General features: G+C 63.3%; 23 protein-coding genes and 2 pseudogenes. 16 read left to right on the forward strand and 9 right to left on the reverse strand.

Going from position 1 to position 21,627, the window contains the following annotated elements:
- Positions 1–80 precede the first annotated feature (80 nt).
- The 3 genes and pseudogenes from AC10QF_RS05615 to AC10QF_RS05625 all read right to left on the reverse strand — a co-directional run.
- Entirely contained in the window at positions 81–551 is a 471-nt protein-coding gene (locus AC10QF_RS05615) for a hypothetical protein (RefSeq protein WP_494541909.1), read from the reverse strand.
- A complete protein-coding gene (locus AC10QF_RS05620) occupies positions 552–908 on the reverse strand; it encodes a hypothetical protein (protein WP_053496619.1) in 357 nt (118 codons plus the stop codon). It lies immediately after the preceding gene.
- Between the two features lie 511 nt (positions 909–1,419).
- Positions 1,420–1,620: pseudogene (locus AC10QF_RS05625) on the reverse strand (hypothetical protein); the annotation flags it as partial.
- Between the two features lie 147 nt (positions 1,621–1,767).
- On the opposite strand from AC10QF_RS05625, the gene AC10QF_RS05630 reads away from it, so the two are divergent.
- The 7 genes from AC10QF_RS05630 to AC10QF_RS05660 all read left to right on the forward strand — a co-directional run bounded on the left by AC10QF_RS05630 (position 1,768) and on the right by AC10QF_RS05660 (position 6,753).
- On the forward strand, positions 1,768–2,478 hold the full coding sequence (locus tag AC10QF_RS05630; RefSeq protein WP_494541910.1) for a hypothetical protein: 711 nt from the start codon (positions 1,768–1,770) through the stop codon (positions 2,476–2,478).
- 337 nt (positions 2,479–2,815) lie between these two features.
- Complete coding sequence (locus tag AC10QF_RS05635; RefSeq protein WP_494541911.1) at positions 2,816–3,040, forward strand: hypothetical protein; 225 nt, start codon at positions 2,816–2,818, stop codon at positions 3,038–3,040.
- A 69-nt stretch (positions 3,041–3,109) separates the two neighbouring features.
- A complete protein-coding gene (locus AC10QF_RS05640; protein WP_494541912.1) occupies positions 3,110–3,376 on the forward strand; it encodes a hypothetical protein in 267 nt (88 codons plus the stop codon).
- A gap of 71 nt (positions 3,377–3,447) precedes the next feature.
- Positions 3,448–3,936, forward strand: a complete 489-nt coding sequence (locus AC10QF_RS05645) for a hypothetical protein (RefSeq protein WP_494541913.1) — start codon at positions 3,448–3,450, stop codon at positions 3,934–3,936.
- Between the two features lie 563 nt (positions 3,937–4,499).
- Positions 4,500–5,444 carry a hypothetical protein gene (locus AC10QF_RS05650; RefSeq protein ID WP_494541914.1) on the forward strand — a complete coding sequence of 315 codons (945 nt, stop codon included), beginning with the start codon at positions 4,500–4,502 and terminating at the stop codon, positions 5,442–5,444.
- Positions 5,444–6,202, forward strand: coding sequence for an adenylate/guanylate cyclase domain-containing protein (locus AC10QF_RS05655; protein WP_494541915.1), 759 nt, complete (start codon positions 5,444–5,446; stop codon positions 6,200–6,202). The genes AC10QF_RS05650 and AC10QF_RS05655 overlap by 1 nt, the downstream gene beginning before the upstream one ends.
- The gene (locus AC10QF_RS05660; RefSeq protein WP_494541916.1) at positions 6,190–6,753 is read left to right on the forward strand and encodes a Pycsar system effector family protein; all 564 of its coding nucleotides are present in this window, start codon (positions 6,190–6,192) and stop codon (positions 6,751–6,753) included. Before AC10QF_RS05655 ends, AC10QF_RS05660 begins: the two co-directional genes overlap by 13 nt.
- A 113-nt stretch (positions 6,754–6,866) precedes the next feature.
- Here the strand turns inward: AC10QF_RS05660 and AC10QF_RS05665 are convergent.
- Positions 6,867–7,313 (reverse strand): annotated as a pseudogene (locus AC10QF_RS05665) (tyrosine-type recombinase/integrase); the annotation flags it as partial.
- 133 nt (positions 7,314–7,446) lie between these two features.
- Here AC10QF_RS05665 and AC10QF_RS05670 point away from each other — a divergent pair.
- Complete coding sequence (locus AC10QF_RS05670; RefSeq protein ID WP_494541917.1) at positions 7,447–7,686, forward strand: hypothetical protein; 240 nt, start codon at positions 7,447–7,449, stop codon at positions 7,684–7,686.
- A 407-nt stretch (positions 7,687–8,093) separates the two neighbouring features.
- Here AC10QF_RS05670 and AC10QF_RS05675 read toward each other — a convergent pair whose 3' ends face one another.
- A complete protein-coding gene (locus AC10QF_RS05675; RefSeq protein ID WP_164283936.1) occupies positions 8,094–8,573 on the reverse strand; it encodes a GNAT family N-acetyltransferase in 480 nt (159 codons plus the stop codon).
- A gap of 133 nt (positions 8,574–8,706) precedes the next feature.
- Here AC10QF_RS05675 and AC10QF_RS05680 point away from each other — a divergent pair, with 133 nt between their 5' ends.
- Together AC10QF_RS05680 and AC10QF_RS05685 are read left to right on the forward strand one after the other, a co-directional pair.
- The gene (locus tag AC10QF_RS05680) at positions 8,707–10,902 is read left to right on the forward strand and encodes a translocation/assembly module TamB domain-containing protein (protein ID WP_164283938.1); all 2,196 of its coding nucleotides are present in this window, start codon (positions 8,707–8,709) and stop codon (positions 10,900–10,902) included.
- A gap of 73 nt (positions 10,903–10,975) precedes the next feature.
- Positions 10,976–11,461: a TspO/MBR family protein gene (locus AC10QF_RS05685; RefSeq protein WP_164283940.1), complete on the forward strand. Its 486-nt coding sequence runs from the start codon at positions 10,976–10,978 to the stop codon at positions 11,459–11,461.
- 16 nt (positions 11,462–11,477) lie between these two features.
- Here AC10QF_RS05685 and AC10QF_RS05690 read toward each other — a convergent pair whose 3' ends face one another.
- On the reverse strand, positions 11,478–11,735 hold the full coding sequence (locus AC10QF_RS05690) for a hypothetical protein (protein ID WP_194430490.1): 258 nt from the start codon (positions 11,733–11,735) through the stop codon (positions 11,478–11,480).
- Between the two features lie 163 nt (positions 11,736–11,898).
- On the opposite strand from AC10QF_RS05690, the gene AC10QF_RS05695 reads away from it, so the two are divergent.
- The 4 genes from AC10QF_RS05695 (at position 11,899) to AC10QF_RS05710 (ending at position 17,693) form a co-directional block, all read left to right on the forward strand.
- Positions 11,899–12,486, forward strand: a complete 588-nt coding sequence (locus AC10QF_RS05695) for a biliverdin-producing heme oxygenase (RefSeq protein ID WP_164283942.1) — start codon at positions 11,899–11,901, stop codon at positions 12,484–12,486.
- Positions 12,487–12,599: 113 nt separating this feature from the next.
- Complete coding sequence (locus tag AC10QF_RS05700; RefSeq protein WP_111096944.1) at positions 12,600–14,837, forward strand: ATP-binding protein; 2,238 nt, start codon at positions 12,600–12,602, stop codon at positions 14,835–14,837.
- A complete protein-coding gene (locus AC10QF_RS05705; protein WP_049414761.1) occupies positions 14,834–15,301 on the forward strand; it encodes a response regulator in 468 nt (155 codons plus the stop codon). The genes AC10QF_RS05700 and AC10QF_RS05705 overlap by 4 nt, the downstream gene beginning before the upstream one ends.
- Positions 15,294–17,693, forward strand: coding sequence for a hybrid sensor histidine kinase/response regulator (locus AC10QF_RS05710; RefSeq protein ID WP_049439614.1), 2,400 nt, complete (start codon positions 15,294–15,296; stop codon positions 17,691–17,693). Before AC10QF_RS05705 ends, AC10QF_RS05710 begins: the two co-directional genes overlap by 8 nt.
- Positions 17,694–17,695: 2 nt before the next feature.
- Here AC10QF_RS05710 and AC10QF_RS05715 read toward each other — a convergent pair whose 3' ends face one another.
- The 3 genes from AC10QF_RS05715 to AC10QF_RS05725 are packed head-to-tail and all read right to left on the reverse strand — an operon-like array spanning position 17,696 to position 19,696.
- Positions 17,696–18,388: a Rossmann-fold NAD(P)-binding domain-containing protein gene (locus AC10QF_RS05715; RefSeq protein ID WP_111096974.1), complete on the reverse strand. Its 693-nt coding sequence runs from the start codon at positions 18,386–18,388 to the stop codon at positions 17,696–17,698.
- 13 nt (positions 18,389–18,401) lie between these two features.
- A complete protein-coding gene (locus tag AC10QF_RS05720; RefSeq protein ID WP_049414758.1) occupies positions 18,402–19,076 on the reverse strand; it encodes a ChrR family anti-sigma-E factor in 675 nt (224 codons plus the stop codon).
- Positions 19,073–19,696 carry a sigma-70 family RNA polymerase sigma factor gene (locus AC10QF_RS05725; protein WP_111096945.1) on the reverse strand — a complete coding sequence of 208 codons (624 nt, stop codon included), beginning with the start codon at positions 19,694–19,696 and terminating at the stop codon, positions 19,073–19,075. The genes AC10QF_RS05720 and AC10QF_RS05725 overlap by 4 nt, the downstream gene beginning before the upstream one ends.
- A 131-nt stretch (positions 19,697–19,827) precedes the next feature.
- Between AC10QF_RS05725 and AC10QF_RS05730 the strand changes: the two genes are divergently transcribed.
- Together AC10QF_RS05730 and AC10QF_RS05735 are read left to right on the forward strand one after the other, a co-directional pair.
- Positions 19,828–20,595 carry a hypothetical protein gene (locus AC10QF_RS05730; protein WP_049414803.1) on the forward strand — a complete coding sequence of 256 codons (768 nt, stop codon included), beginning with the start codon at positions 19,828–19,830 and terminating at the stop codon, positions 20,593–20,595.
- 81 nt (positions 20,596–20,676) lie between these two features.
- Positions 20,677–21,627, forward strand: a complete 951-nt coding sequence (locus tag AC10QF_RS05735) for an acyl-CoA desaturase (RefSeq protein ID WP_049414754.1) — start codon at positions 20,677–20,679, stop codon at positions 21,625–21,627.

Here is a 21,627-nt window from a genome sequence, read left to right on the forward strand (position 1 = left end):
CTGTCGCGCAGGTGACTAGCGGCAGGGCCGGAGCTCGAACCCTCGCTGCCCGCAGCCGTGTAGATTCGAGCCATGCTCGACTACGGCACGCCACATCGCGCCCCATCAGGCATATCACCAGCAAGAATCTGCAGCACCCGATCCAACAGAACAGGCTCCGGCACGTCAGCCAGTACCTGCTCCAGGTAATCCAACGGCTCCAACTGCCATTGGAGGAGCGCCCGCAACCGCACAACAGCAGGCGCCCGCTGCTTCGCGTCCAGTGAGACCTGCAACAGGAGATGGTGCGAGCGCCTCTCCAGCCACAGCACTGGAACGCCTCCACAGTGAATCTGGAATCCGGCGTTTTGATGCCGCTCGACGAACTGGAAGCCCTGTCGTGGCCGAACCTCCACGAACTGCACGGCGTGGCGGCGCAGTTGTGAGAATTGATCGTCGGTGATGCGTTGGAACGCGACAGGCGAGGGCACCGGCGGCGCCGGCCACAGCGCCTGTGCCGCAACCACCACCACAAGACAGAGCGCATTGGCCGCCCAGCGCCACCACGCCACTCAGCCCTCCGGATGCAGTCGGGTACTGGCGTGTGCGGTAAGGCCGATTCCGGCCATGATCAGTCCCTCCATCACGCGCGGGCCGACGTATTGCTCCAGCTCGCCGTTCTCGCGGGCGCGCTGCGCGGCCAGCAGGATCTCCAGCACTACCCGAAGACCCGCCAGCGAGCAGTCGGTATCCGCCAAGGCGATGCGCCGGCCCGGCATCTGATGGCGCTCTGGCCACGGTTGACCATCGGAGGCGGCGCCGGCGCCGATGCTGTGCAGCAGGGCGATGAGGGTGTTCGGGTCCAACGCGGGGCCGTTGGCGGGCGCGTCGTGGATGGGGTGCGGGGCAGGGGAGTGGGGCTGGGTCATGGCTGGGCTCCTTGCGTGCAGGCAGAAGCCGCCACCAATAAAGGTGGCGGACGGTGCGAGGTTCGAAACCCGGTGTGCAATCAGACCGGCGGGCACAAGGCCCCCACGCACCGCCCGCCATAGCCGGCTGACGGATTGCCAGTCGGCACCACGCAGGGTGGTGCCGACTGGCAAGCGCTTTTTACGATTGCACAACCGGGGTTTCGAAGCCCGACCACCTGTTCGAGGTGGCACAGCAAGGAATACGCCCGGTTGTGCGCGATGCCAATGCAGTAAGGCCGATGCCGTCACCACATTCAACATTTTCAGAATCGTTGCATATGGCGCAACGGGCCTGGAGCCTTGCGCCGCAAGGCTGTTGTCGATGTCGGCGGTGCACGCCTGACGAGTGTCGGCATCCGCCCGGCGAGGCCGTGAACGAGGCGGATGCGACAGGGTTGCCAAAGGCCGCCAAGCGTCAGTAGCCCTTCAACGCGACCTTGGTCCGCTCCAACCCTGCGGCATTGTGGCTGCGGGCATGGCGGACGACCTGCCGGGCCCCGCGCGAATGGCGGACTTCCGGAAAGTAGATCGCCAGGAAGTAGACGACGCTGCCAAGCAGCGGGAACGAGAACAGCAGGATGAGCCAGTAGAGGCTGTGCCCTGAGCGGATGGCGTGCACCGAGAAGTAGATTGCCGCCAGTACGTGGAGTCCGATTCCGATATAGGGCAGGTGCGCCGCCCCGTCCTTGTGAGGGGTGGAACTATAGTGGGGGTGGGGGTGTTCGTGCGTGACGCGTCACGTTAATGGGGTGGGTTCTGCAGTGCGGAGCGCGGCATGCCACTATGTGGCGGGATTGCATCGATGGAAGGGGGATACATGGAGCGTAGGAAAAAGACACTGACGATGGCCGATGTTGCTGGATGGGGTTCGGCGCTCGTCACCTTTGGATTGATTCAAGGGGCCTTCTATCTGAAGGCGTATTGGGGCCACTTCGGCCTGGATCCCTTTCAGTTTGTCGCCGTAAGCGAGCTTGCGCTGGCAGGGCTTGCTGGGATCGGCATGGTGTTATTTCTCATGCTGCTGGCCTCGCTGTTTGGCGGCTGGGTGGAGATGAAGGTCACGAGCGGCAGCTCCAAAAGCAAGCTGTTCGCATGGCTGTTTCCAGTGCTTATCTTCACTGCCCTAGGGCTGCTGCTTTGGTGGTCGAACACGTGGCCTCTTCTGATAGGGGTACTCCTGACGCTCATCTGTGCGTTGATCGTGCATCTTTCGCCGGTGGTGCCCGCCGCAGTGAAAGATTCCCCTTGGCTGATCTACGCCCTGGTGATGCTGGTCTACGTCTCGATAGCGTCAAGCATGCTTGGCTCCCAGCGTGCCGAGAAGATTTCCTCTGGCGGCGGCAAGCACGTGACGGCTGTGACTGTTGATGGAAAGGTCCAGGGCGGCCTAAGTCTGATTGGTCGTCTTGGTGACAGCTATGCAATGTGGGACGCGGCGCGGAAGGCTACAGTGCTTGTGCCTGTTGGCGATGTTGGGAGGTTGGAGATTCTGCGAAAGGGTGTGATTCCCGTTCCGGCACCCCAATAGGATTGGATCTCGGCAAGCGCCAAGCTGAGAGTGGCAGTGCACTTCAGTACGGGGAGTAGCGATAGGGATGTTTATCGGGGGTGGGGCATGGCAGCTACGGACCCAAAGCGGACAGCCATCAGTGCTTCTCCACGGCTCCTGAAATGCGTCCTGCTCAGCTCGGTGGCCCCGGCGATGCATCGGCTTGTTAACCGGACCCCGTCGCCCTAAGATCGGCCATACCAATGGCATCGTTCGCCATACGGTGCGCTGTGGATGAATTATATAGCCGGACCCAAGAATCCGGTTACTAGGTAGTTGGACCCCTGCATCCCCACTTCTACAACTCAAAGAAAAAATGGACTTCACTAAAGTAGCGACGATCACTATCGAGTTTGAAGCGCTGCAGGATTTGCTGGCGGAGCGAACGAGCAACCCAATCGCTAACGCGGAAATTCCAGAAATGCTGCGTAGCGCGATCCAGTCGGGCACCAAAGTACTTCTCACTGATGCTCTTAGCGACAACTCATTTGAGTTGAAACTTGGCGCTGACGGCAACTTCATGTATGAGCCAGCTGTCTAATAGTTCATCGAAGCCGACGCCGCTTCTCGGCGCGGACTAGTTCAGGCGTTGGGCGGCACAGGAGGAAACATGCTTACTGAGAGAGTCCCGAACGAAACAATCTTCTACACTGGCGGCTCATTGGTACGACACGCCATCGCCGAGGGTGATCGGTTAAGCCTCCGCTCTGGAGATCAGAACGTGCTCGTACGTGACATAGAAATCATCGGTCTCGATCACTACGCTGGAACCATCTATGGGTTTGAGCCAAGTCATGCAATTGAGCATAACGGCCTCAGGTTAGATCAGCGGATCGAGTTCTGGGACAAGAATATCTTCGGCGTAGATGCCGTCTAACAATTTATTCAAGCCGAACCCGTCCTGCGGATCGGCTTAACTCTGATGTTAGCGCCTACACAGGAGAGTCCATGAGCACGTTATCGGGACCCGAAGACACATACAAACTCCTGGTCGAGCAGTCTCAGGATAATTGGTTGTATGGTCTTGTGGCCTTCGCCGTTCTTGAAGAACAGCGAATAGAGTGGATGCGCCACATGGAATCAAGAAGTGGCTCGCTACCTAGCTCTCAACAGATTCGAGACTGGTATCAGCAACAACCGGACTCAGTCCTTCTTCGAGTTCGTGGCACCGCTGAGAACGCATTGAAGGTATATGCAGAGGAGATCGCTGCGACGATAGAGGAGGACTATAAGAAAGACATTCTTAATGATGTGATTGTTTCGGAGATCCGCTCTAGTACCAAATTTTGGCCGCAGTTTGGCGCTAACGTTGCCGCCGGGATCGTAAGCACGCTTCTCTTCTCACTGCTCCTAGTACTGCTAGCATTGATTGTTCTTCGTGATCCATCGCCAGTCGCAATGGTCAAACAGGCCCAGGAGGCAACAAATGGCAACTGAAAAGACGTCAAAGCGCGCGGCATCGGCTGCGTCGAAAGTCTTGAGTGACAGTTCCAGTAGCAAGAAATCTAAATCAGCTGCGGGATCTGCACTGTCACAGTTCAAATCAAGCAATGTCACTTCCGCAAGCGCAGCCTCAGCCGCTTCGAGAACGCTGAGAGACTCGTCAACCAGCAAAAGTTCCAAGACTGCGGCCGGCTCGGCCCTTACTCAACGGGCGGCCAAGAAGCGATAGTGGGCGCTAACAGTTTATTCAGGCCGAACTCGCTTTGCGGGTCTGCGTATTTCAGACGCTGGTCGATCCCCGCTTCTGGCCGGAAGCGGACAGTCGCGGGGTACGGATTAGGAAGATTTATCGGGGGTAGGGCGCGACTTGTTTCGTTTCTGTCGCCCAGCCTCCGATGAAGGATCCCTGCCGGACACCCGGTCAAGCCGTCAGTGCGCCAAATTGGGCAAGGCCAGATCCTTGCAGTATGGCGCCGTGCACGATGACTGGCTCGCCTCGCACTGTCTTGCACAGAGCGATATGCTATGCGCGAGCAGGCTGGCGCGAGGGAGGGGTGATGTCCAATACCAACGAATCTTCAGAAGGCGCGCCTCCTCTTCGATCAGAGGGGCGGGGTCGTCTAGACTTGATTATTGAGGAAGTGAAAACTTCCGAAGGCCAAGTTGAGTTCCAGGTGACACCCGATCCTCGCAGATACGAGCGAATAGAGGCCGATGGAGAAGTTTGCTACATTGACAGGTTCACTCGGGTCATGTTCCCAATACGGCTCTTTCAAGACGGCATTTCGACTCTGCCATTCTATGATCTGAGGCCGAGGATAGCCTCTACCATTGACTACGCTCAGGAGCGCGCCTCAGCAGTAGAGGATGAGCTAGCGGGCGAAAGCCTCAGGAGGCCGAGCGTAGAGCCTGCGCGCCATAGAGAAATGGAAGGTGGAACAACGATTACCAGTACACCATTTTTGTCACTGGATATCTGCAGGTCGACGGAATTGCGCAGGAGGGAACCCACGTCATTTGATAGAGCGGCCGAGATACTTTTGCGCGAAATGCAAATACTTGTCGGTCAATTTGAGGCCACGATCCTCAAGGCAACGGGTGATGGCTTCATCGCATACCTACCACATCCCGCCTTCACGCGACAGTGCGACTTAATTGTTGATCTTGGGACTTCAATGATTAGGATGGCGCGAGACTCCATCTGCCCCATGCTACATGCCAGTGGACTTCCGCACCTGGATATCCGCATCGGCGCAGACTACGGCGAGGCTAGATTTGAACAGAAGACGAATGCTGTCACTGGATTTACGTGGCAACACGTTGATAGCGACGCCCTCAACCTTGCAGTAAAGATCGAGCAAACGGCTCGCGCGAATAGCCTCCGCATAGGCTCTTCGCTATATAGGCTGCTGCACGTGCAATGGCTTGAGCGAGCCACCCTAATTCCGACAGAGGATCTCCCGTCTTCATTTAACGGCTATTCTGTTTATGAGATAAGCTAATGGCGACATATAGAGAGTTGACGTCAAAGAGCTACCGCGCCACTCAGCGAGATAGGGTCGCTGCCACCGCAGGGAAGATCAGCTCTCGTAGCAATTTGCGTCCAGGGCGTGTGATTCCAGATGCAGACGACCTCGCGATACACGAAGGCAGATTCCTCAATGCGGCCGTACTCTTTCTAGACATTTCGGGCTTTACTGGAAGGCCTCAGGAGACTCGAGATCAGCAGGAGCAGCTTCTTCAAGGGCTTTCGCTTTTCTTTACGGAAGCGATCAGGGTTGTGGAAGACTTCGGCGGGGTAGTGGAGAAAAATACTGGCGACGGATTGATGGCTTATTTTGTCAGAGAAGCGGATGAAGGCGCCTCAAAAGAAGTTCGATCTCTGACGGCAGCGATCACGTTGTTCGATGCAATGAGCGGTGGTCCGGACGCGCCATTGAGCAACGAACTGCGGAACTTGGGAGTTGAGCCCTTTCGTTTCCGAATCTGCATTGATAGCGGCCCACTGACCGTGGCAAAGATGGGAGCGGCGCAGCGATTCAACGGGGTTGTCGCCATTGGAACCACAGCTAATCTTGCGTGCAAAATGCTCAATGTCGCACAGGCTGGAGAAATAATGATAGGCAATAACGTGGCGAACTCATTACCGGAAGACTGGAGGCAGTACCTCGTGCGCTCCGATCACGAGACTGGGTATCACTATACGCTTACTGGACTTCCTTACTACTACTGGTACTACACCGGAAGGTGGATATCTTGACGCGTCCAAGCGATTCTACCAACTCCCCTGGGGCCCACAGCGAAGCAGCAGGACTGCAAATTCAACTCCAATTTGCCGATACCCAACAGGCGTACATTACGAGCTACATCCAGCTTGCAGACACGAAGTGTGCATGGTCGTTCGCCGCGTCTGCCGCCCTGGCAGCTTACATTATTACCAATTCCAGTTCGTCACCATTGCTGCTAGATGGCGCAACAGGAGTCGTGCGTGGCTTGGGTCTGATTTCGCTCGCGCTCCTGATTGCATCCGCAGCATACGCATTCTTAGGGATAGCGCCTCGGTTAAAATCATCGCGATCGACGGACCCCTTCTTCTTTGGCACAGTTGCACGTCACGGATCTCCTGGGCAGTTCGCCCAACAGATTTCTAGCCTTAGCCTGAGTGACGTTGTCGCCATTCGGCTACGTCATAACTTTGATATTGCTCGCGTGTGCACTAGGAAGTACTTCTTTGTCAAAGCGTCACTTTGGATCGGCATAGCTGGAGCCATATGCTTAGGCTTGGCGCTCCTGTTGAATAAATGTGGTTAGCCCATGCCGCCAAGATCTTAAGCAGGATCTCCGGGGCACATTGGATAAATCCTTGCGCCTCAGAATGAGCAAGCGTAGAGGCCTAAGCGAATACCCATAAAATGAGTCACAGCTTAATCCTCCAGCAGTCTCGCGGCAGGATTGGTTGCTGCGCCTCCCGCCTGAAAGTACCCCACCACGCTTGACACTGACCGGTGCTCGGTCGACTGCATGATCGCCGGCAGGGCAACACCTTGTCGGCTCGCCTCGGCAACGAACCCGGACCGCAGGCTGTGCCCGCCAAAATCCCCCTCCAACCCGGCCAGGCGGGCCCGCCGCTGCACGATCTCGCCGACCGCGGCCAGGGAGAGAGCAGGACCCACCCGCTGTTTCCACAGCCGCCGGAAGATCGCCCCTTCGGCCATCCCGGCTGCGTCCAGCCAATCCTGCAGGGCGAGGGCGGCCCGATCGAGCACCGGCTTATCCGGTGTCGACGTGACCGTGGCGCCGGCTTGCTGCGTCTTGCTGTGCTCCAGCCGGCAGATATAGCCCGCCTCGCCAATCCGACGCAGGTCGCGAACAGCGAGACAGCAACTCGACGTCCGGCTTCACGGGGCCCTAGAGACGGCGAGATCTGAGCAGGAGGACTGGACCGAGTACGTCAGATCTGTCGAGAATCGAGCGCTCAGCGATGTGGATCGAGCCCGCCAAGAGGTGAAGGAACTCCAGGTGCAGCAAAGCAAGGCATCCGAACAACACAGGGCCCTTGAGAAGCAGCTGCGTCAGGACATCCAGGCCGCCCAATCAGCGGCCGCCACGGCCAGTCAGTCTGCCGATATCCTGCGCGGCAAATGTGATACGCAATTTCGCATAATGTATATTATGTTCATTACGCCGCTGCCCGATCCAGGCTCCACCAGTCACGCCCCTGATCCACTCCAGGCGCCGGCCTGATTGTCAGTGATTCGATCACTGCCAACCGCCCTTTGGGCTTCCCTTGGGCTTCCCTCAACCTCTGCAGGAATGGCAAAGGATCTTGCGGATCTGACAGTGGCCGGTAAAGACGGCTTTGCGGGCGTAGTTTTGCCGCTGATCTTGCCGTGGCTGCACGCCAGCCTGGCAAGAGCGCTTTCGCCGATTCGGCACCAACGACCGAGGCCTCAGGAGCGCGTTCTGGCACCCCAGGCGTAGCCGCTCACTGGCCGTGACGCGTCACGCTATTCGGCTCGTTCCATGCCGGCGAGCTCCATGCCATCTAGGCGCGGGCCCGCGTCGATGCGCTGAGGATGAGGGACATCCTCAGGAACTGTGCAGCCAGCCTCGGCTGGATATCGCCGGCCACGTGCGACCAACGCATCGCATCACAGGAACCGGTGCATCACAAAGACGTCCACCAGCCCCAATTCCCGGTGCCGGAACGCCTGTGGCAGCGTTCCCACTACCGCAAACCCCAGCTTCCGATACAACGCCACGGCCGGGCCATTGATACTGACCACGTAATTGAACTGCATGGCCAGGAACCCTTCCGCCCTCGCCCGCTCCAGGCTGTGTTCCACCAGAGCCCGGCCCACACCTTGCCCTTGTGCCGGCGCATCCACCACATACGTGGCGCTGGCCACATGCGCCCCGAGGTCAGGGAAATTCGGGCCCATCTTGTACATGCCCACAACCCGGCCCTCCAGCACAGCTACATGAGGTGCCTGGGCCTGGAACCAATGCGCGCGAAACGTCTCGACAGCGAAAGAGCCAGCAAAGGGCAGCGCATCCTGCGTCGCAATGGCTTGCTTGAACATGCCCCACATCGCGTCGAAATCGCCTGCACGGGCGGGCCGGATCTCCATGCGTCTCCTGCAGATCGGTGGTCGTGACCAGGCTGGACACTACCAGAATCCGGCCACTGCCCCTTAGCTGCTTCACGCGCCACCGCCATCGGCTCCGCAATAGTTGTGGGAATTCCGGCCCTCAGAGCAGTAGATGCCTTCTGTTTCCGTGCACATCCCGCACCGGCTTCGACGGTGGCGCGTCCCTGCCTGCGTCCTGCTGGGCATCTACCTGCTGTACCTGCTGGCCGGCAACATCTTCCTCAATACCCCACTGTTCGATCAGGTCACCAACCGCAAGCCGCACAAGTTCGTGATGACCACCGGCCCGGCCATCACGCTGCTGCCCGGCCATGTCATCGCCTGGAACGTGCACATGCGCGGCCACGTGAATCACACGGTCTACGTGCTGCATGCTGAGCGCGCCAGCGCCCGGTTGGCGGTGCTGCCCCTGTTCCAGCGCGAGGTGCGGGTTCCGCGCTTGCAGGCGACGGGGGTTTCGGCCGAGATCAGCCGCGTCGACGAAGCCATCCCGCCACCGCCGCGCAGCGACCGCGGCTGGACCCTGCGCTTCGACGCCATCCACAGCGACAGCATTCGCAGCGCACGCTTCGGCAAACTGCTGATCATTGGCCAGGGCCAGGGCACGGTGGGCTTCCTCAAGCAGCTGCGCGGCGGACCGTCGGAGCTCTTCGAATCCGAGGTGGCGTTCAGCGATGCGGACACCAGTTTTGACGGCGTGCAGCTGTTGGGCGACATGGATCTCACCGCGCGCTTCAGCTATCCGCGCCACTATCGGGACCAGGCGCCCGGTCTGGCCAAGTTGAAGTTGCTGCATGCCCAGCTCGAGGTCGACGCCCGCAGCCAGGGCCTGCGCATGGACACGGATGCCACAACGCCGAAGATCTCCAGCGCGCCCGTGCCCGGACGCCTGCAGCTGGCGCTGCACCTGATCGACGGCCAGCTGCAGCCCGGGGACCGCGCCATCTGGCAGGTGCCGCTCTACCTGGGTGACGGCGCCCCCGATCGCGGCGTGTTGGCCCTGCAGCTCAATGTGTCCAACGACCTGCGCCTGCAGGCCCGCCTGCCGCCAAAGCCAGGCTCAGGCAGCGAAGTGGATGCCGACCTGCATATCCGCGGCCGCGACATCCCGTTCCAGGCACCTGCCCAGCTGCTGGAGCGCAGCTCCGGTACCGTGCGCGGCGAATGGGCGTTCACCTCGCTCAACTGGATCCCTGCCCTGTTCGTGCGCAAGCCGTGGCTGCAACTGGACGGTGGCGGCTCGCTGAAGGCGGACCTGCGTCTTCGCAACGGCGAACTGATCGAAGGCAGCACCGTGGACATTCCTGCGGCCGAAGCCGTGGCCGAGGTGGCGGGTGTGCGCTTGGCAGGCACGGCCAGCGCCCACGGCGAACTGAAAGCCGGCACGCCCAGCCAGGCGCGGCTGGCCGTCCGGTTGCCCCGCTTCACCGCGCGGCCAAGCGATGCCAAGGACGTGCGCCTGTTCGACGGCCGGGATCTGGCCCTGGACCTGACCGGCGATGGCCGCCTGCAGGAACTGCGCAAAGGTGTCCGCGCGCAGCTGCGCTTCAGTGAAGCCACCATCCCTGATCTGACCGCCTACAACCGCTACCTGGGCTCGCCCCAGGTGCGACTGCTCCGTGGCACCGGCACCGTAAGTGGTGATGCGACCCTCGATACCGACGGGCGCGTCGGCCATGGCACTGCCCGGCTGTTGGGGCGCAACGCCAGTGCAAAGGTGGCAGGGCTGGACATGGGCGGCGATATCGACGTGAACGCAACACTGCGCCGGGGAGACTTCAACCAGCGTCATTTCGATCTGTCCGGCACCACGGTCGAGCTGCGCAACGTGCAGGTGGCGGGCACGCAGGGCTCGACGGCATGGAAAGGCCGCGTGGCCTTCAAGCGTGGGCGCATCGATGCGCAGTCGCCGTTCCAGGTGGATGCCACCACGGACCTCGATCTCAGCGATGCGCGACCGTTGCTTGCACTGTTCGCAGAGCGTACCGACTACCCGCGCTGGACCCTGTCGCTGCTGGATTCCGGCCAGGTGCAGGCACAGGCGACGCTGCGCTGGCGCCCGGGCCATCTGGTCATCGATGGACTGCAGGCCGAGAACGATCGCCTTTCGGTACGCGCGCGGCTGGATCTGCTCGACCAGCGCAAGCGCGGTGATCTCTACCTGCGCTGGGGGCTGCTGGGTGCGGGCATCGAGCTGGACGGTGACCAGCGCCAATGGCACCTGGCGAAGGCAAGGGAGTGGTTTGACCAGCGACCTTCCCTGTTGCCAGCGAGCCAGGGAGCCGGTGCCGTCGGCTCTTCAGACTGAAGGCCGGCAGCCTGCATCCATTCGCTGCCCCTCTGCGTAGACAGGCAGCACAGGTATCAAGGAGCTGCACGGTATGAAGCGGAGTTCACAGGTTTCCGGGCTTCTGGGATGGGTGGCAATCACCTTCGTTGCGGCCACCCTGGGGGCGTGGGCGTCCACGTCCGCGGCAAGCTTCTATGCCACCCTCACGCTTCCGGCATGGGCGCCACCGGCCAGCGTCTTTGGTCCGGTGTGGACGATGCTCTACGCCATGATGGCGGTTGCCGCGTGGCTGGTCTGGCGCGAACGCGGTTGGCGCGACGCTCGGCCCGCGCTGCTGCTCTATCTGGTGCAGCTGGCCGTCAACGCGCTGTGGAGCTGGCTGTTCTTCGGCTGGAAGCTGGGCGCGCTTGCCTTCGCCGACATTCTTGTATTGATCGTGTTGGTGTGCGCGACGATCGTCAGGTTCGCGCGCATCCGCCGGGTTGCGGCGGTCCTGCTGCTTCCTTACCTTGCCTGGGTTTCATTCGCCTCGGCGCTCAACTTCGCCGTCTGGCGGGCCAATCCCGGGCTGCTGTGACAAGGTTCCCTGCCGCTCAGGCCTGGGCCACGGCCTGCGGGCGCCAGGTTCGCAGCAGGGCCGGCTTGAATGCCTGCTGCCCGCAACCGGTGGGGCATCGCACCACCCGCGCCGCAGTATGGCTGACCAGGCCCTGCCCTTCTTCTGCCTTGAAGATCGTCTCGCAGGAAAGGCAGCGCGCCACCAGCGAGTACAGGTGCAGCAACCGGCCACTGGCAGGATCCTGCAGTGCATCCACATCCAGCAATTCAAACTGGCAGCTGTCAGGGAGCATGCGGTACTGGGGCGAGGATGCGGTCTGCAGGTTCACGGGCGTGGCATCGGTTGGAGGTGCAGTCACCGTAGGGCAGTCGCTGTCTAGCCGGCGTGCAGCGCAGATGTGCTGGCCGCGAAACCTGCACCGGCCTCCGCATCGGAATCTGCTAGGGTGCGCGCCGATGCCTACATCCACATTGCCAGCACAGCCCGATCAGCCCATTGCCCTCAGCGCTGCCCTGAAAGCGCACACCCGGACGGCCCACGATCGCCTCGACCAGCACCTGTTGCAGCAACACATTTTCGCGTCGCGCCAGCGTTACCTCTGCTTCCTGCGCGTGCAATGGCACTTCCATAGCGCCGTTGCGCCGCTGTACCGGATGCAGGATCCGCGCGCGACCCGCTTGCCGCTGATCGAGGAGGATCTTCGCGACCTGGGCGCGACCATGCCGGTACCCCATGCCTGGCAACCGCAGCCGCAGGTATTCTCGAAAGCGACCGTTCTGGGCTGGCGCTACGTGGCGGAGGGTTCGACGCTGGGGGCGGCCGTGCTGTTGAAGATGGCCGCTGCGTTGCAGCTTCATGCCGGGTACGGAGCGCGCCACCTGCGCCCTTCCGAGCTCGGTGTGGCCGAATACTGGAGACGCGAGCGGGAGGAGCTGGATGTCCTCGTTCTAAGTGCCGAGGAGCGCGCACAGGCATGCATCGGCGCGACAGACGCCTTCCAGTTCATCCGTCGCTGCGTAGATGAAGAATTCAGGTTTGAATGAAAGGTTCTTCACATTCACATGGTGGTATGCGGCGGCACGCTTTTGCTTCACCATTCATGCACACCGGGTGCTGGGCCTTTCCAGCCATCCACGAATCCTGAGTCCCGCCCTTGATGCCTTCTGCCGAATCCGCGCCCGGCGCTGCCCTGTCCAGTTGCGCGCGCGAACCGATCCACACCCCCGGCGCGATCCAACCCTACGGTGTGCTTCTGGTCGTTGAACCGCAGTCGCTGCAGGTACGCGAGCGCGCCATCAGCCATCCAGGGCTGCTGAAGCAGTTCGGCGAACCGTTGATGCAGCACGTCAGTGAGGTGCTGGGCGGCGTGCTGGCGCCGTTCCAGGGCGTGTTGCAACAGGCGACGGTGGGCAGCAGCGCGCATGTCGGTGCCGTGCACCTGGATGGGCACGGCCGCCATCAGCTGCTGGTGCACCGCTCCGCCACGGACCTTCTGGTTGAGCTGGAAGCACCGGTTCCCGGGCAGCCCGGCTCGCTGGAAGAACTGTATCCAGCCATCCGCGAGCTGATGACCGGCATTGAATCGGCAGCGACGGTGGAAGACCTGTGCAGGCTTGCGGCCGCGCACATGCGGCGGCTCACCGGCTTTGACCGCACCCTGGTCTATCAATTCGATGCCGGCTGGAATGGCATCGTGGTGGCCGAAGATGGCAATGGCCTGTTGCCATCCTACCTTGACCTGCGCTTCCCCGAGTCGGACATTCCCGCACAGGCCCGCGAACTCTACCGCCGGAACCGGGTACGCCTGATCGCGGACAACAACTACACCCCTGCCCCGCTGATGCGGGCCGAAGACCACCGCGAGGCGCCACCGACCGACCTGAGCCTGGCTGTGCTGCGCAGCGTGTCCCCCGTGCATCTTCAGTACATGCGCAACATGGGGACCGGGGCGTCGATGTCGGTGTCACTGGTACATGAGGGGCGGTTGTGGGGCCTGATGTCCTGCCACACCGTGCAGCCCCGCCGCCTGCCCTATCACGTGCGTACCGCCTGCGAGTTCATGGGCCAGATCCTGTCGCTGCAGATCGCTCTGAAGGAGCGCGCGCGTGCGATCGAAGAGCGCGTGGCCCGGCGTTCGGTGCTGGTCAAGCTCTTGGCACGCATGGCCGGTGATGAGGACTTCATGGCCGCACTGCGCCACGACGAGGCCAGCCTGCTGTCGCTGACCGGCGCGGCCGGTGCGGCCGTCGTGCACAAGGGCGACTGCATGCGCGTGGGTGAGTGCCCACCGGCCAGCGACGTGCTGGCCCTGGCCGATTGGCTGGCTACCCGGCAGGCCGGGCAGGAAACCTACTGCACCGACCACCTTGCCGCCGACTGGTCGCCTGCCGCGCACCTGGCCGATGTAGCCAGCGGGCTGCTGGCAGTGTCCATCTCGCAGCTGCATGACAGTTACCTGATGTGGTTCCGGCCGGAGGTGGTGCGAAACGTGCGCTGGGGGGGAGACCCCCGCAAGACCGCAGCGCCCGGCGTGGCACTGTCCCCGCGGAGCTCCTTCGATGCCTGGAAAGAGACCGTGCGGCAGCGCAGCCTGCCGTGGAATGACGCTGATTGCGATGCGGCGCACGAGATGCGCACGGCCATCGTCGATATCGTGCTGCGCAAGGCCGAGGAGATGGCGGAACTGAACGAACAGCTCCTGCGCAGCAACAAGGAACTGGAGGCCTTTTCCTATTCGGTCAGCCACGACCTGCGCGCCCCCTTCCGCCACATCGTGGGCTATTCGGAGCTGCTTGGAAGTTCGGCGGGTGAACGCCTCAACGAGACCGAGCGCCGCTTCCTGGATACGATCGTCGATTCGGCAAAGTCCGCCGGCACACTGGTGGACGACCTGCTCAGCTTCTCGCAGATGGGACGCTCCACGCTGGGGCGGGTGCGGCTGGACATGGCTGCGCTGGCCGAGGACGTGCGCCGCAGCCTGGCGCTGGATTACGCTGGCCGCGACGTGCAGTGGACGCTCGCGCCGCTACCGGAGGTGGAAGCCGACCCGACGATGCTTCGACTGGTCTGGCAGAACCTGCTGGCCAATGCGATCAAGTTCACCCGTGAGCGCGAGCACGCGATGATCGAGATTGGGCATGACCGCAGCGGCGGCGAAGATCACTTCTTCGTGCGCGACAACGGCTGCGGCTTCGACATGCGTTACGTCGACAAGCTGTTCGGTGTGTTCCAGCGCCTGCACCACGTCGAAGAATTCGAAGGCACCGGCATCGGCCTGGCCAACGTGCGCCGCATCATCGGCCGCCATGGCGGCCGTACCTGGGCCGAGGGCGAGCCCGGCAAGGGCGCCACCATTCACTTCACCCTACCCCGCTTCACAGGAGAACACCCATGAGGGACCTGCGGCCGATCCTCCTGGTGGAGGACAGCCCCAAGGATGCAGAGCTGACGATGGCCGCGCTTGCGCGCTGCCAGCTGCTCAACGATGTCATCCATGTACGCGACGGCGCCGAAGCGCTGGACTACCTGCGCTGCGAAGGCAAATTTGCCGGCGCCATGCACGGCGGTCCGGTGGTGGTGCTGCTGGACCTCAAGCTGCCCAAGGTCAACGGCCTTGAAGTACTGGAACAGGTGCGTGGCGATGCGAATCTGAGCAGCACGCCGGTGGTGATGCTGACCTCCTCGCGCGAAGAGCAGGACCTGGTGCGCAGTTACGAGCTGGGCGTCAACGCATTCGTGGTCAAGCCGGTCGACTTCAAGGAGTTCTTCGACGCAATCCAGGGCCTGGGCATGTTCTGGGGCATCACCAACCAGCCACCACCCCACCGGCCCAACGGTTCGGGGCAGCGCAATGCGTGATGGATCGCGCCGCAGCGAGCGCCTGCGCATCCTCATGCTGGAGGACAGCGCGCTTGATGCGGAGCTGATCAGCGCCCAGCTGCAGCGTGCCGGCCTCGATTTCGAGGCTGAGCGCGTGTGGACCCGCAACGCGTTCATCGAAGCCATCGACAACCGCCCGTTCGACGTGATCCTCGCCGATCATGTCCTGCCAGGCTTCGATGGTGACGCAGCACTGGCCCTGGCGCGCGAGCGCGTTCCGCAGACGCCTTTCATCTTTGTTTCCGGCACCCTGACCGAGGAATTGGCGGTGCAGGCACTCACGCGCGGTGCCCGCGACTACGTGGTGAAGCAACGCCTGCAACGCTTGCCCGATGCGATCCGACGCGCCCGCCAGGAGGCGCACGAGCGTACCCAGCTGGCCAATGCGCAGGCCGCGCTGAACGAAAGCCAGGCCCAGCTGCAGAGGGTCACCGATGCCGTCCCGGCGCTGATCGCCCAGTTGGACAAGGACCATCGCTACCGGTTTGCCAACAAGGCGTTCCTCGACTGGCATGGATTCAGCCTTGCAGAACTGCTGGGTCGACCGGCACGGGATGTCAGCGGCATTTCCGCCTTCGAGCACGCCCTGCCCAGCCTGGAACGGGTACTGCAGGGCGAGCGCACCCGCTTCCAGGTCGAACTGATCCATCGCAGCGGCGAATCACGGTTCGTGCAGATGGACTGCGTGCCTGAGCATGCCGCCGATGGCAGCGTGGCCGGGTATATCTGCCTGGGCAGTGACGTCTCGCTGCTGAAACAGGCCGAGCTGGCCCTGCGCGAAGACAACCAGCTGCTCGAGCAGCAGGTACAGGCACGCACGGCCGAGTTGCGCGCCAGCAAGCGGCGGCTGCAGGCGATCTTCGAATCCAGTTTCCAGCACCAGGTGCTGCTGGATCTGTCCGGACGCGTGGTCGATGCCAATGACGCGTCACTGGCCGCGGTCCTGGCAGACAAGAAGGACGTCGTTGGCCAACGCTTCGCCGAATCGGTCTGGTTCGGCAACACCGAGGGCATCGGCGCGCTGATCGATCGGGCCGTGGCCGCAGCCGTACAGGGCCGCAGTTCACTGCATGCACTGGAGCTGGAACTCCCGACCGGGCGGCGCAGCTTTGATTTCTCGTTCCGTCCACTGCTCGATACGGAAGGCGTGGTCACCGCGGTGGTCTCCGAGGCCGTGGAAACCACCGCGCGCGTGCAGGCTGAGCATGCCCTGCGCCAGTCACAGAAAATCGAGGCGGTCGGCCAGCTCACCGGCGGCATCGCACATGATTTCAACAACATCCTGACGGTCATCTCCGGCAACGTCGAGCACGCCATGCTGCTCAGCGAGCGCGCGGGCGAACCCGGAGCGATGGTGAGCCGTGCGCTGGACAATGCACTGAAGGGTGTTGGCCGTGCTGCCAGCCTGACCCAGCGCCTGCTGGCGTTTGCCCGCCGCCAGCCGCTGCACAGCCAGGCCGCCAACCTCCATGAGCGCCTGCTGGACATGCACGACATGCTGCAGCGTGCACTGGGTGAGCTGGTGCAGCTGGAGATCCGCAGCGCCAAGGACATCTGGTGTGTCGAGATCGACGTCAGCCAGCTGGAGGCCTCCGTACTGAACCTGGCGGTGAATGCCCGCGATGCGATGCCGCACGGCGGCCGGCTGGTGATCGAGGTCGACAACAGCCACCTCGACCACGACTACGCCGCACTGTTCCCGGATGCGACGCCGGGCGAGTACGTGATGCTGCGGGTGCGTGACAACGGCCACGGCATGGATGCGGCCACGCTTGCCCGGGTCTTCGAACCCTTCTTCACTACCAAGCAGGTTGGCCGTGGCACCGGCCTGGGCCTGTCGATGGTGCATGGCTTCGTCAAGCAGTCCGGGGGCCACGTGCTGATCGATTCAGTGGAAGGCGGCGGCACCAGTATCACCATGATGTTCCCGCGCTCACCGCTGGCCCTGCCCTCCGAAGCGCGCACCCCGCAGACCGGCCTGGCCGGCTACTCGCCGCGCGAGGAAACCATCCTGGTGACCGAGGACAACGACGATGTCCGCGCCCACACGGTGGATGCACTGCGGCTGCTGGGCTACCGGGTATTGGAAGCCCACGACGGTCCCTCCGCACTGCGGCTGCTGGAACGCCCTGATACCAAGGTGGACCTGCTGTTCTCTGACGTGGTGATGCCCGGCATGTCGGGCTGGGAGCTGGTGCGTGAAGTCCGTGAACGATGGCCGGAAGTCGCCGTCCTGTTCACGTCCGGCTATCCTCGCGACCACGACCAGGTGGGCAGCCAGGGACGGGCCGTTGCGCTGCTGCCGAAGCCGTTTACCCGCAATGACCTGGCGACTGCGGTACGCACCGCGCTGGAGACGGGGCCACACTGAGATCAGGACGCCGGATCGCGCGCACCAGAAGCGATCCGGTTGATGTCCGCACACTCCACCGTGCCCGGCGGATGCTCCTCTCCAGCCAGTGCGATCATCGCCTGACCCAGGGCCAGATTGCTGGTCATCAACGACGGAGCAACGGCACCGGCCAGCTTCATCAACGGCGCGCCACCCCAGTACAGGGGCTTGAGCAAGCCGTGACGCGTGCCGGTTCCCGACACCGGTCGGACGCCCCCCGGGCGCAGCATCACCGAGCGCATCGGCAGGGCCTGCAATGCCACCTCGGTCTCGCCCTTGATCCTCAACGGCATCAACCTGCTCTGTGCATCCGCGCCGGCACCGGATACATACAGGAAACACCCTTCGGGATTCGCAGTTGCCCAGGCGCGGGCCACCGCCAGCGTGATGTCCCGGGTCACGCGTCGATATTCGGCCTCTGCCGTGCCGACCGGTGGCGCACCGGCACAGTAAAAGCATGCGTCGAACCCGGCCAGTTCATCCGAACGCGCCTGGACATGCAGGAAGTCCGCAACAACCAGCTCCCTGCCCGCTCCGCTGAGGCTGCCCGGGCGCCGCACCAGCGCGGCCAGATGGCCGACCTGCGGCGAGCGCTGGCAGGCCAACGCCACGCCCTGCCCGACCAGGCCTGAGGCACCGGTCAACAGAATCCTCAACGCACCTTTCCCGGCCATGGTCGCACCCACGCTAGAGTTTCACGAAACGCTGGATCTTCCGCGCCAGCCAACCGCTGAACACCAACGGCGCGTCCAGCGCTGACACGCAGATGCAGGGAACACCGGGGGCAGTTACCGGTTGATGCTCCACCTCCTCGTCCAGGTCCGCCACGTCGCCCGGCGCGAACAGCCCAAGCGCGTCGTTGTACGAGCCCCGCAGGATCTGGGTCAGTTCGCTGCGGCCATGGCTGTGCATCGGCAGGCACTTGCCCGGGGCGATCTTCAGCATGATCAGCGAGGGCATGTGCTCAGCCCTGATGCAGTGCACGCCGGGCGCCATCCAGCGCCAGCGCAGGGCACTGAGCGAATCGCCGAAGTAAGGATGCAACGAGGCAGGCAGATGATCCGGATCGGCCTCGGGCTGCTCCCTCGGCACAGGGCGCCTGGTTCCGGCGATAGCGCTCGGCGCGTCCGAGACCAGCTGCATCAGCATGGCCTCGCGCAACTGCTCGCGACGCGCGTCGGCCGCGGGCGGTTGGGTCTGCTCCAGCAGCACCGAGCCGATCGCCTCGGCATCACGCAGGCGTTGGCGGCAGTGGGGGCACTGCTCAAGGTGGGCACCGGCCACGATGCTCAACGGCGCCGGCATCGCGCCGGCGGCATAGCTCATCAGCGTGGATTCGTGCAGGTGGTGGTGCGGATTCACAGCGCACCTCCCACCTTGGCCTGCAGTTGCAGGAACGCACGTCGCAGGTGTGACTTTACCGTTCCCAGTGGCATGCCCAGCGCCTGGGCAATCTCGCTGTGGCTCTTCGCCTCGAAATAGGACATCCGCACCAGCCTCGCCTGCACGGCGGGCAGCTCGTTGATGCGCTGGCGAAGGCGCGCCTGGTCGGCGAACTGCTCGGCGCTGCTGCGCTCGATCATGTCCACGGCCGCGGCGTCTTCCACCGCTGCCTGCACCTGCATCCAGCTGCGCTCGCGACGGATGCGGTCGATATGCAGGTTGCGCGCGATCCGGTACAGCCAGGTACTCAGCGCGCCTTGGGCCGCATCATACTCGGCCGCCCGCAACCACAGGCGCAGCAGGCACTCCTGCGCCATTTCCTCGGCCACGGCGTCGGGTGCGCCCAGGCCACGCAGATACACGCACAGCCGCGGCATGAAGTGGTCATAGATCCGCATGAAACAGTCGCGGTCGCGCAGCCGCGCCACACTGTCCATGTCATCGGCCCAGTTCGTCGGCTCGCTGCTCGGCTGCTGGGAACTGGACACGGTGCGTGCGGTATCGAAGTTGAGGAGGGTGCTGGCGGCGTCAGGGTACATCTGCGTGAGCGGCGGGCAGGTGAAGGTCTGTCCTCTCTACGCGCAGGGGCGGACATTGGATGCAGCAGGCGCTGCGCATCCAAGCAGCCGCGCCCGCCGTATGACCTGAGCCTCCCTACCGGATGAACACCATGCGCACTGCCTGGCTGCTGCTGTGCCTGCCCCATGCCGCGCTGGCGGCGCCCTGGCTGCGCAACGAGGGCGTGGCCACCTCGGCGCAGGGCGACCTGCTCTATCGTGAAGTGCACTGGCGGCGCGGCCCATCGGAGGGTGCCGAGCGCTGGGTGCTCTACCAGTGCCCGGATGGCCGCCCCTTCGCCCGCAAGCATCTGCCGGCCAGTGCCCGCCCACAGGCCCGGGGCTATTCGCTGCAGGACAGCCGGAGCGGGCAAACCGCTGAAGTCGACGCCAGTGGCGAGTCGGTGTCGATCGCCTGGAGAGAAGATGCCGCCAGTGAGCTGCGTCAGCGTCGGCTTGAGCTGGCACCGGATGCGGTGATCGACACGGGCTTCGACGCTGCGGTGCGCCAGCATTGGCCAGCGCTGCTGCGGGGTGAACGCATCAGCCTGCCCTTCCTGGTTCCGGGGCGGCAGCGCTTCTTCCCGGTGCAGGTGCGGCGCACCGGCGCTGTTCGCTGGCAGGGCATCGACGCCCAGGCCATCGAGGTCAGTCTGGACACCTGGTACGGCGGCATCGCACCGCGCCTGTCGCTGGTCTATGCCAGCGCCGACCGCCGCCTGCTGGAATTCCGCGGAACCAGTAACCTGCGCGATACCCGCGGCAGCTACCCACAGGTCACGGTGCGCTTCAGCTCGCCGGTTGCCGAGCGGTCGGCCAGCGAATGGCAACAGGCCTGGACGCAACCGCTGGTCGGGCGCTGCAGCGTGATGCCCAAGTGAGGCCGAAATTTTCCACAGCCGGCCGCATCCATTGCGCGCACTGCTGCGTAGAGGAAGACACGACACCCGCCGAGATCCGCCATGGCCTCTGTAGCGCCCCTCCCCCGCCGACGCTGGCGCCTGCTGCGCACCCTGACGCGCTGGGTCGACACCGGCAGCGCTGCAGAACACGCCGCTGGCGAGCCCGGACGCATCGACTGGCTGCGGGCCGTACCGTTCGTGTTGATGCATCTGGCCTGCATCGCGGTGATCTGGGTAGGTGTCTCGTGGACGGCAGTGATCGTCGCCGCAGCCCTCTACGCAGCGCGCATGTTTGCGATCACCGCCTTTTACCACCGCTACTTCTCGCACCGGACGTTCCAGGCATCGCGAACGGTGCAGTTCGTGTTCGCGGTGATCGGCGCGTCCAGCGTGCAACGTGGACCGCTGTGGTGGGCCGCCCACCATCGCCATCACCATCGGCATGCCGACCAACCGCTGGACCCGCACTCGCCGCGCGAGGGCGGCTTCTGGCGCAGCCACATGGGCTGGTTCCTCACCCGCGAGGCATTCGCCACGGATCTATCGCGCGTGCCTGACCTGGCGCGCTTCCCGGAGCTGCGCTGGCTGGACCGCTTTGATACGGCGGTGCCGGTGCTGCTGGCTGCCGTACTGTACGCTCTCGGCGCCGGCCTGGAGCGCTGGGCGCCCGGACTGCACACCTCTGGCCCGCAGTTGCTGGTGTGGGGCTTCTTCATTTCCACCGTGGTGCTGTTCCACGCCACCGTCACCATCAACTCGCTGGCCCATCGTTTTGGCCGGCGGCGCTTCGAGACCCGTGACGACAGCCGCAACAACCTCTGGCTGGCGCTGCTCACCTTCGGCGAGGGTTGGCACAACAACCACCATTTCTTCCCTGGCACCGTCCGCCAGGGGTTCCGCTGGTGGGAGATCGACCTGACCTGGTACGGCCTGCGCGCAATGGCGGCCATGGGCCTGGTGAGAGGGCTAAAGCCCATCCCCGAGTGGGTCCTGGCCAAAGCGAGGTACTGA

It is taken from the genome of Stenotrophomonas maltophilia complex sp. Om-AH-Sm3, assembly GCF_059337855.1.

Excerpts from the sequence above, each read along its gene's own strand:
- AC10QF_RS05620 (WP_053496619.1), bottom strand. The coding sequence starts at position 908 with ATGACCCAGCCCCACTCCCCTGCCCCGCACCCCATCCACGACGCGCCC.
- AC10QF_RS05630 (WP_494541910.1), top strand. The coding sequence starts at position 1,768 with ATGGAGCGTAGGAAAAAGACACTGACGATGGCCGATGTTGCTGGATGG.
- AC10QF_RS05635 (WP_494541911.1), top strand. The coding sequence starts at position 2,816 with ATGGACTTCACTAAAGTAGCGACGATCACTATCGAGTTTGAAGCGCTG.
- AC10QF_RS05640 (WP_494541912.1), top strand. The coding sequence starts at position 3,110 with ATGCTTACTGAGAGAGTCCCGAACGAAACAATCTTCTACACTGGCGGC.
- AC10QF_RS05645 (WP_494541913.1), top strand. The coding sequence starts at position 3,448 with ATGAGCACGTTATCGGGACCCGAAGACACATACAAACTCCTGGTCGAG.
- AC10QF_RS05650 (WP_494541914.1), top strand. The coding sequence starts at position 4,500 with ATGTCCAATACCAACGAATCTTCAGAAGGCGCGCCTCCTCTTCGATCA.
- AC10QF_RS05655 (WP_494541915.1), top strand. The coding sequence starts at position 5,444 with ATGGCGACATATAGAGAGTTGACGTCAAAGAGCTACCGCGCCACTCAG.
- AC10QF_RS05675 (WP_164283936.1), bottom strand. The coding sequence starts at position 8,573 with ATGGAGATCCGGCCCGCCCGTGCAGGCGATTTCGACGCGATGTGGGGC.
- AC10QF_RS05680 (WP_164283938.1), top strand. The coding sequence starts at position 8,707 with ATGCCTTCTGTTTCCGTGCACATCCCGCACCGGCTTCGACGGTGGCGC.
- AC10QF_RS05685 (WP_164283940.1), top strand. The coding sequence starts at position 10,976 with ATGAAGCGGAGTTCACAGGTTTCCGGGCTTCTGGGATGGGTGGCAATC.
- AC10QF_RS05690 (WP_194430490.1), bottom strand. The coding sequence starts at position 11,735 with ATGCTCCCTGACAGCTGCCAGTTTGAATTGCTGGATGTGGATGCACTG.
- AC10QF_RS05695 (WP_164283942.1), top strand. The coding sequence starts at position 11,899 with ATGCCTACATCCACATTGCCAGCACAGCCCGATCAGCCCATTGCCCTC.
- AC10QF_RS05700 (WP_111096944.1), top strand. The coding sequence starts at position 12,600 with ATGCCTTCTGCCGAATCCGCGCCCGGCGCTGCCCTGTCCAGTTGCGCG.
- AC10QF_RS05705 (WP_049414761.1), top strand. The coding sequence starts at position 14,834 with ATGAGGGACCTGCGGCCGATCCTCCTGGTGGAGGACAGCCCCAAGGAT.
- AC10QF_RS05710 (WP_049439614.1), top strand. The coding sequence starts at position 15,294 with ATGCGTGATGGATCGCGCCGCAGCGAGCGCCTGCGCATCCTCATGCTG.
- AC10QF_RS05715 (WP_111096974.1), bottom strand. The coding sequence starts at position 18,388 with ATGGCCGGGAAAGGTGCGTTGAGGATTCTGTTGACCGGTGCCTCAGGC.
- AC10QF_RS05725 (WP_111096945.1), bottom strand. The coding sequence starts at position 19,696 with ATGTACCCTGACGCCGCCAGCACCCTCCTCAACTTCGATACCGCACGC.
- AC10QF_RS05730 (WP_049414803.1), top strand. The coding sequence starts at position 19,828 with ATGCGCACTGCCTGGCTGCTGCTGTGCCTGCCCCATGCCGCGCTGGCG.
- AC10QF_RS05735 (WP_049414754.1), top strand. The coding sequence starts at position 20,677 with ATGGCCTCTGTAGCGCCCCTCCCCCGCCGACGCTGGCGCCTGCTGCGC.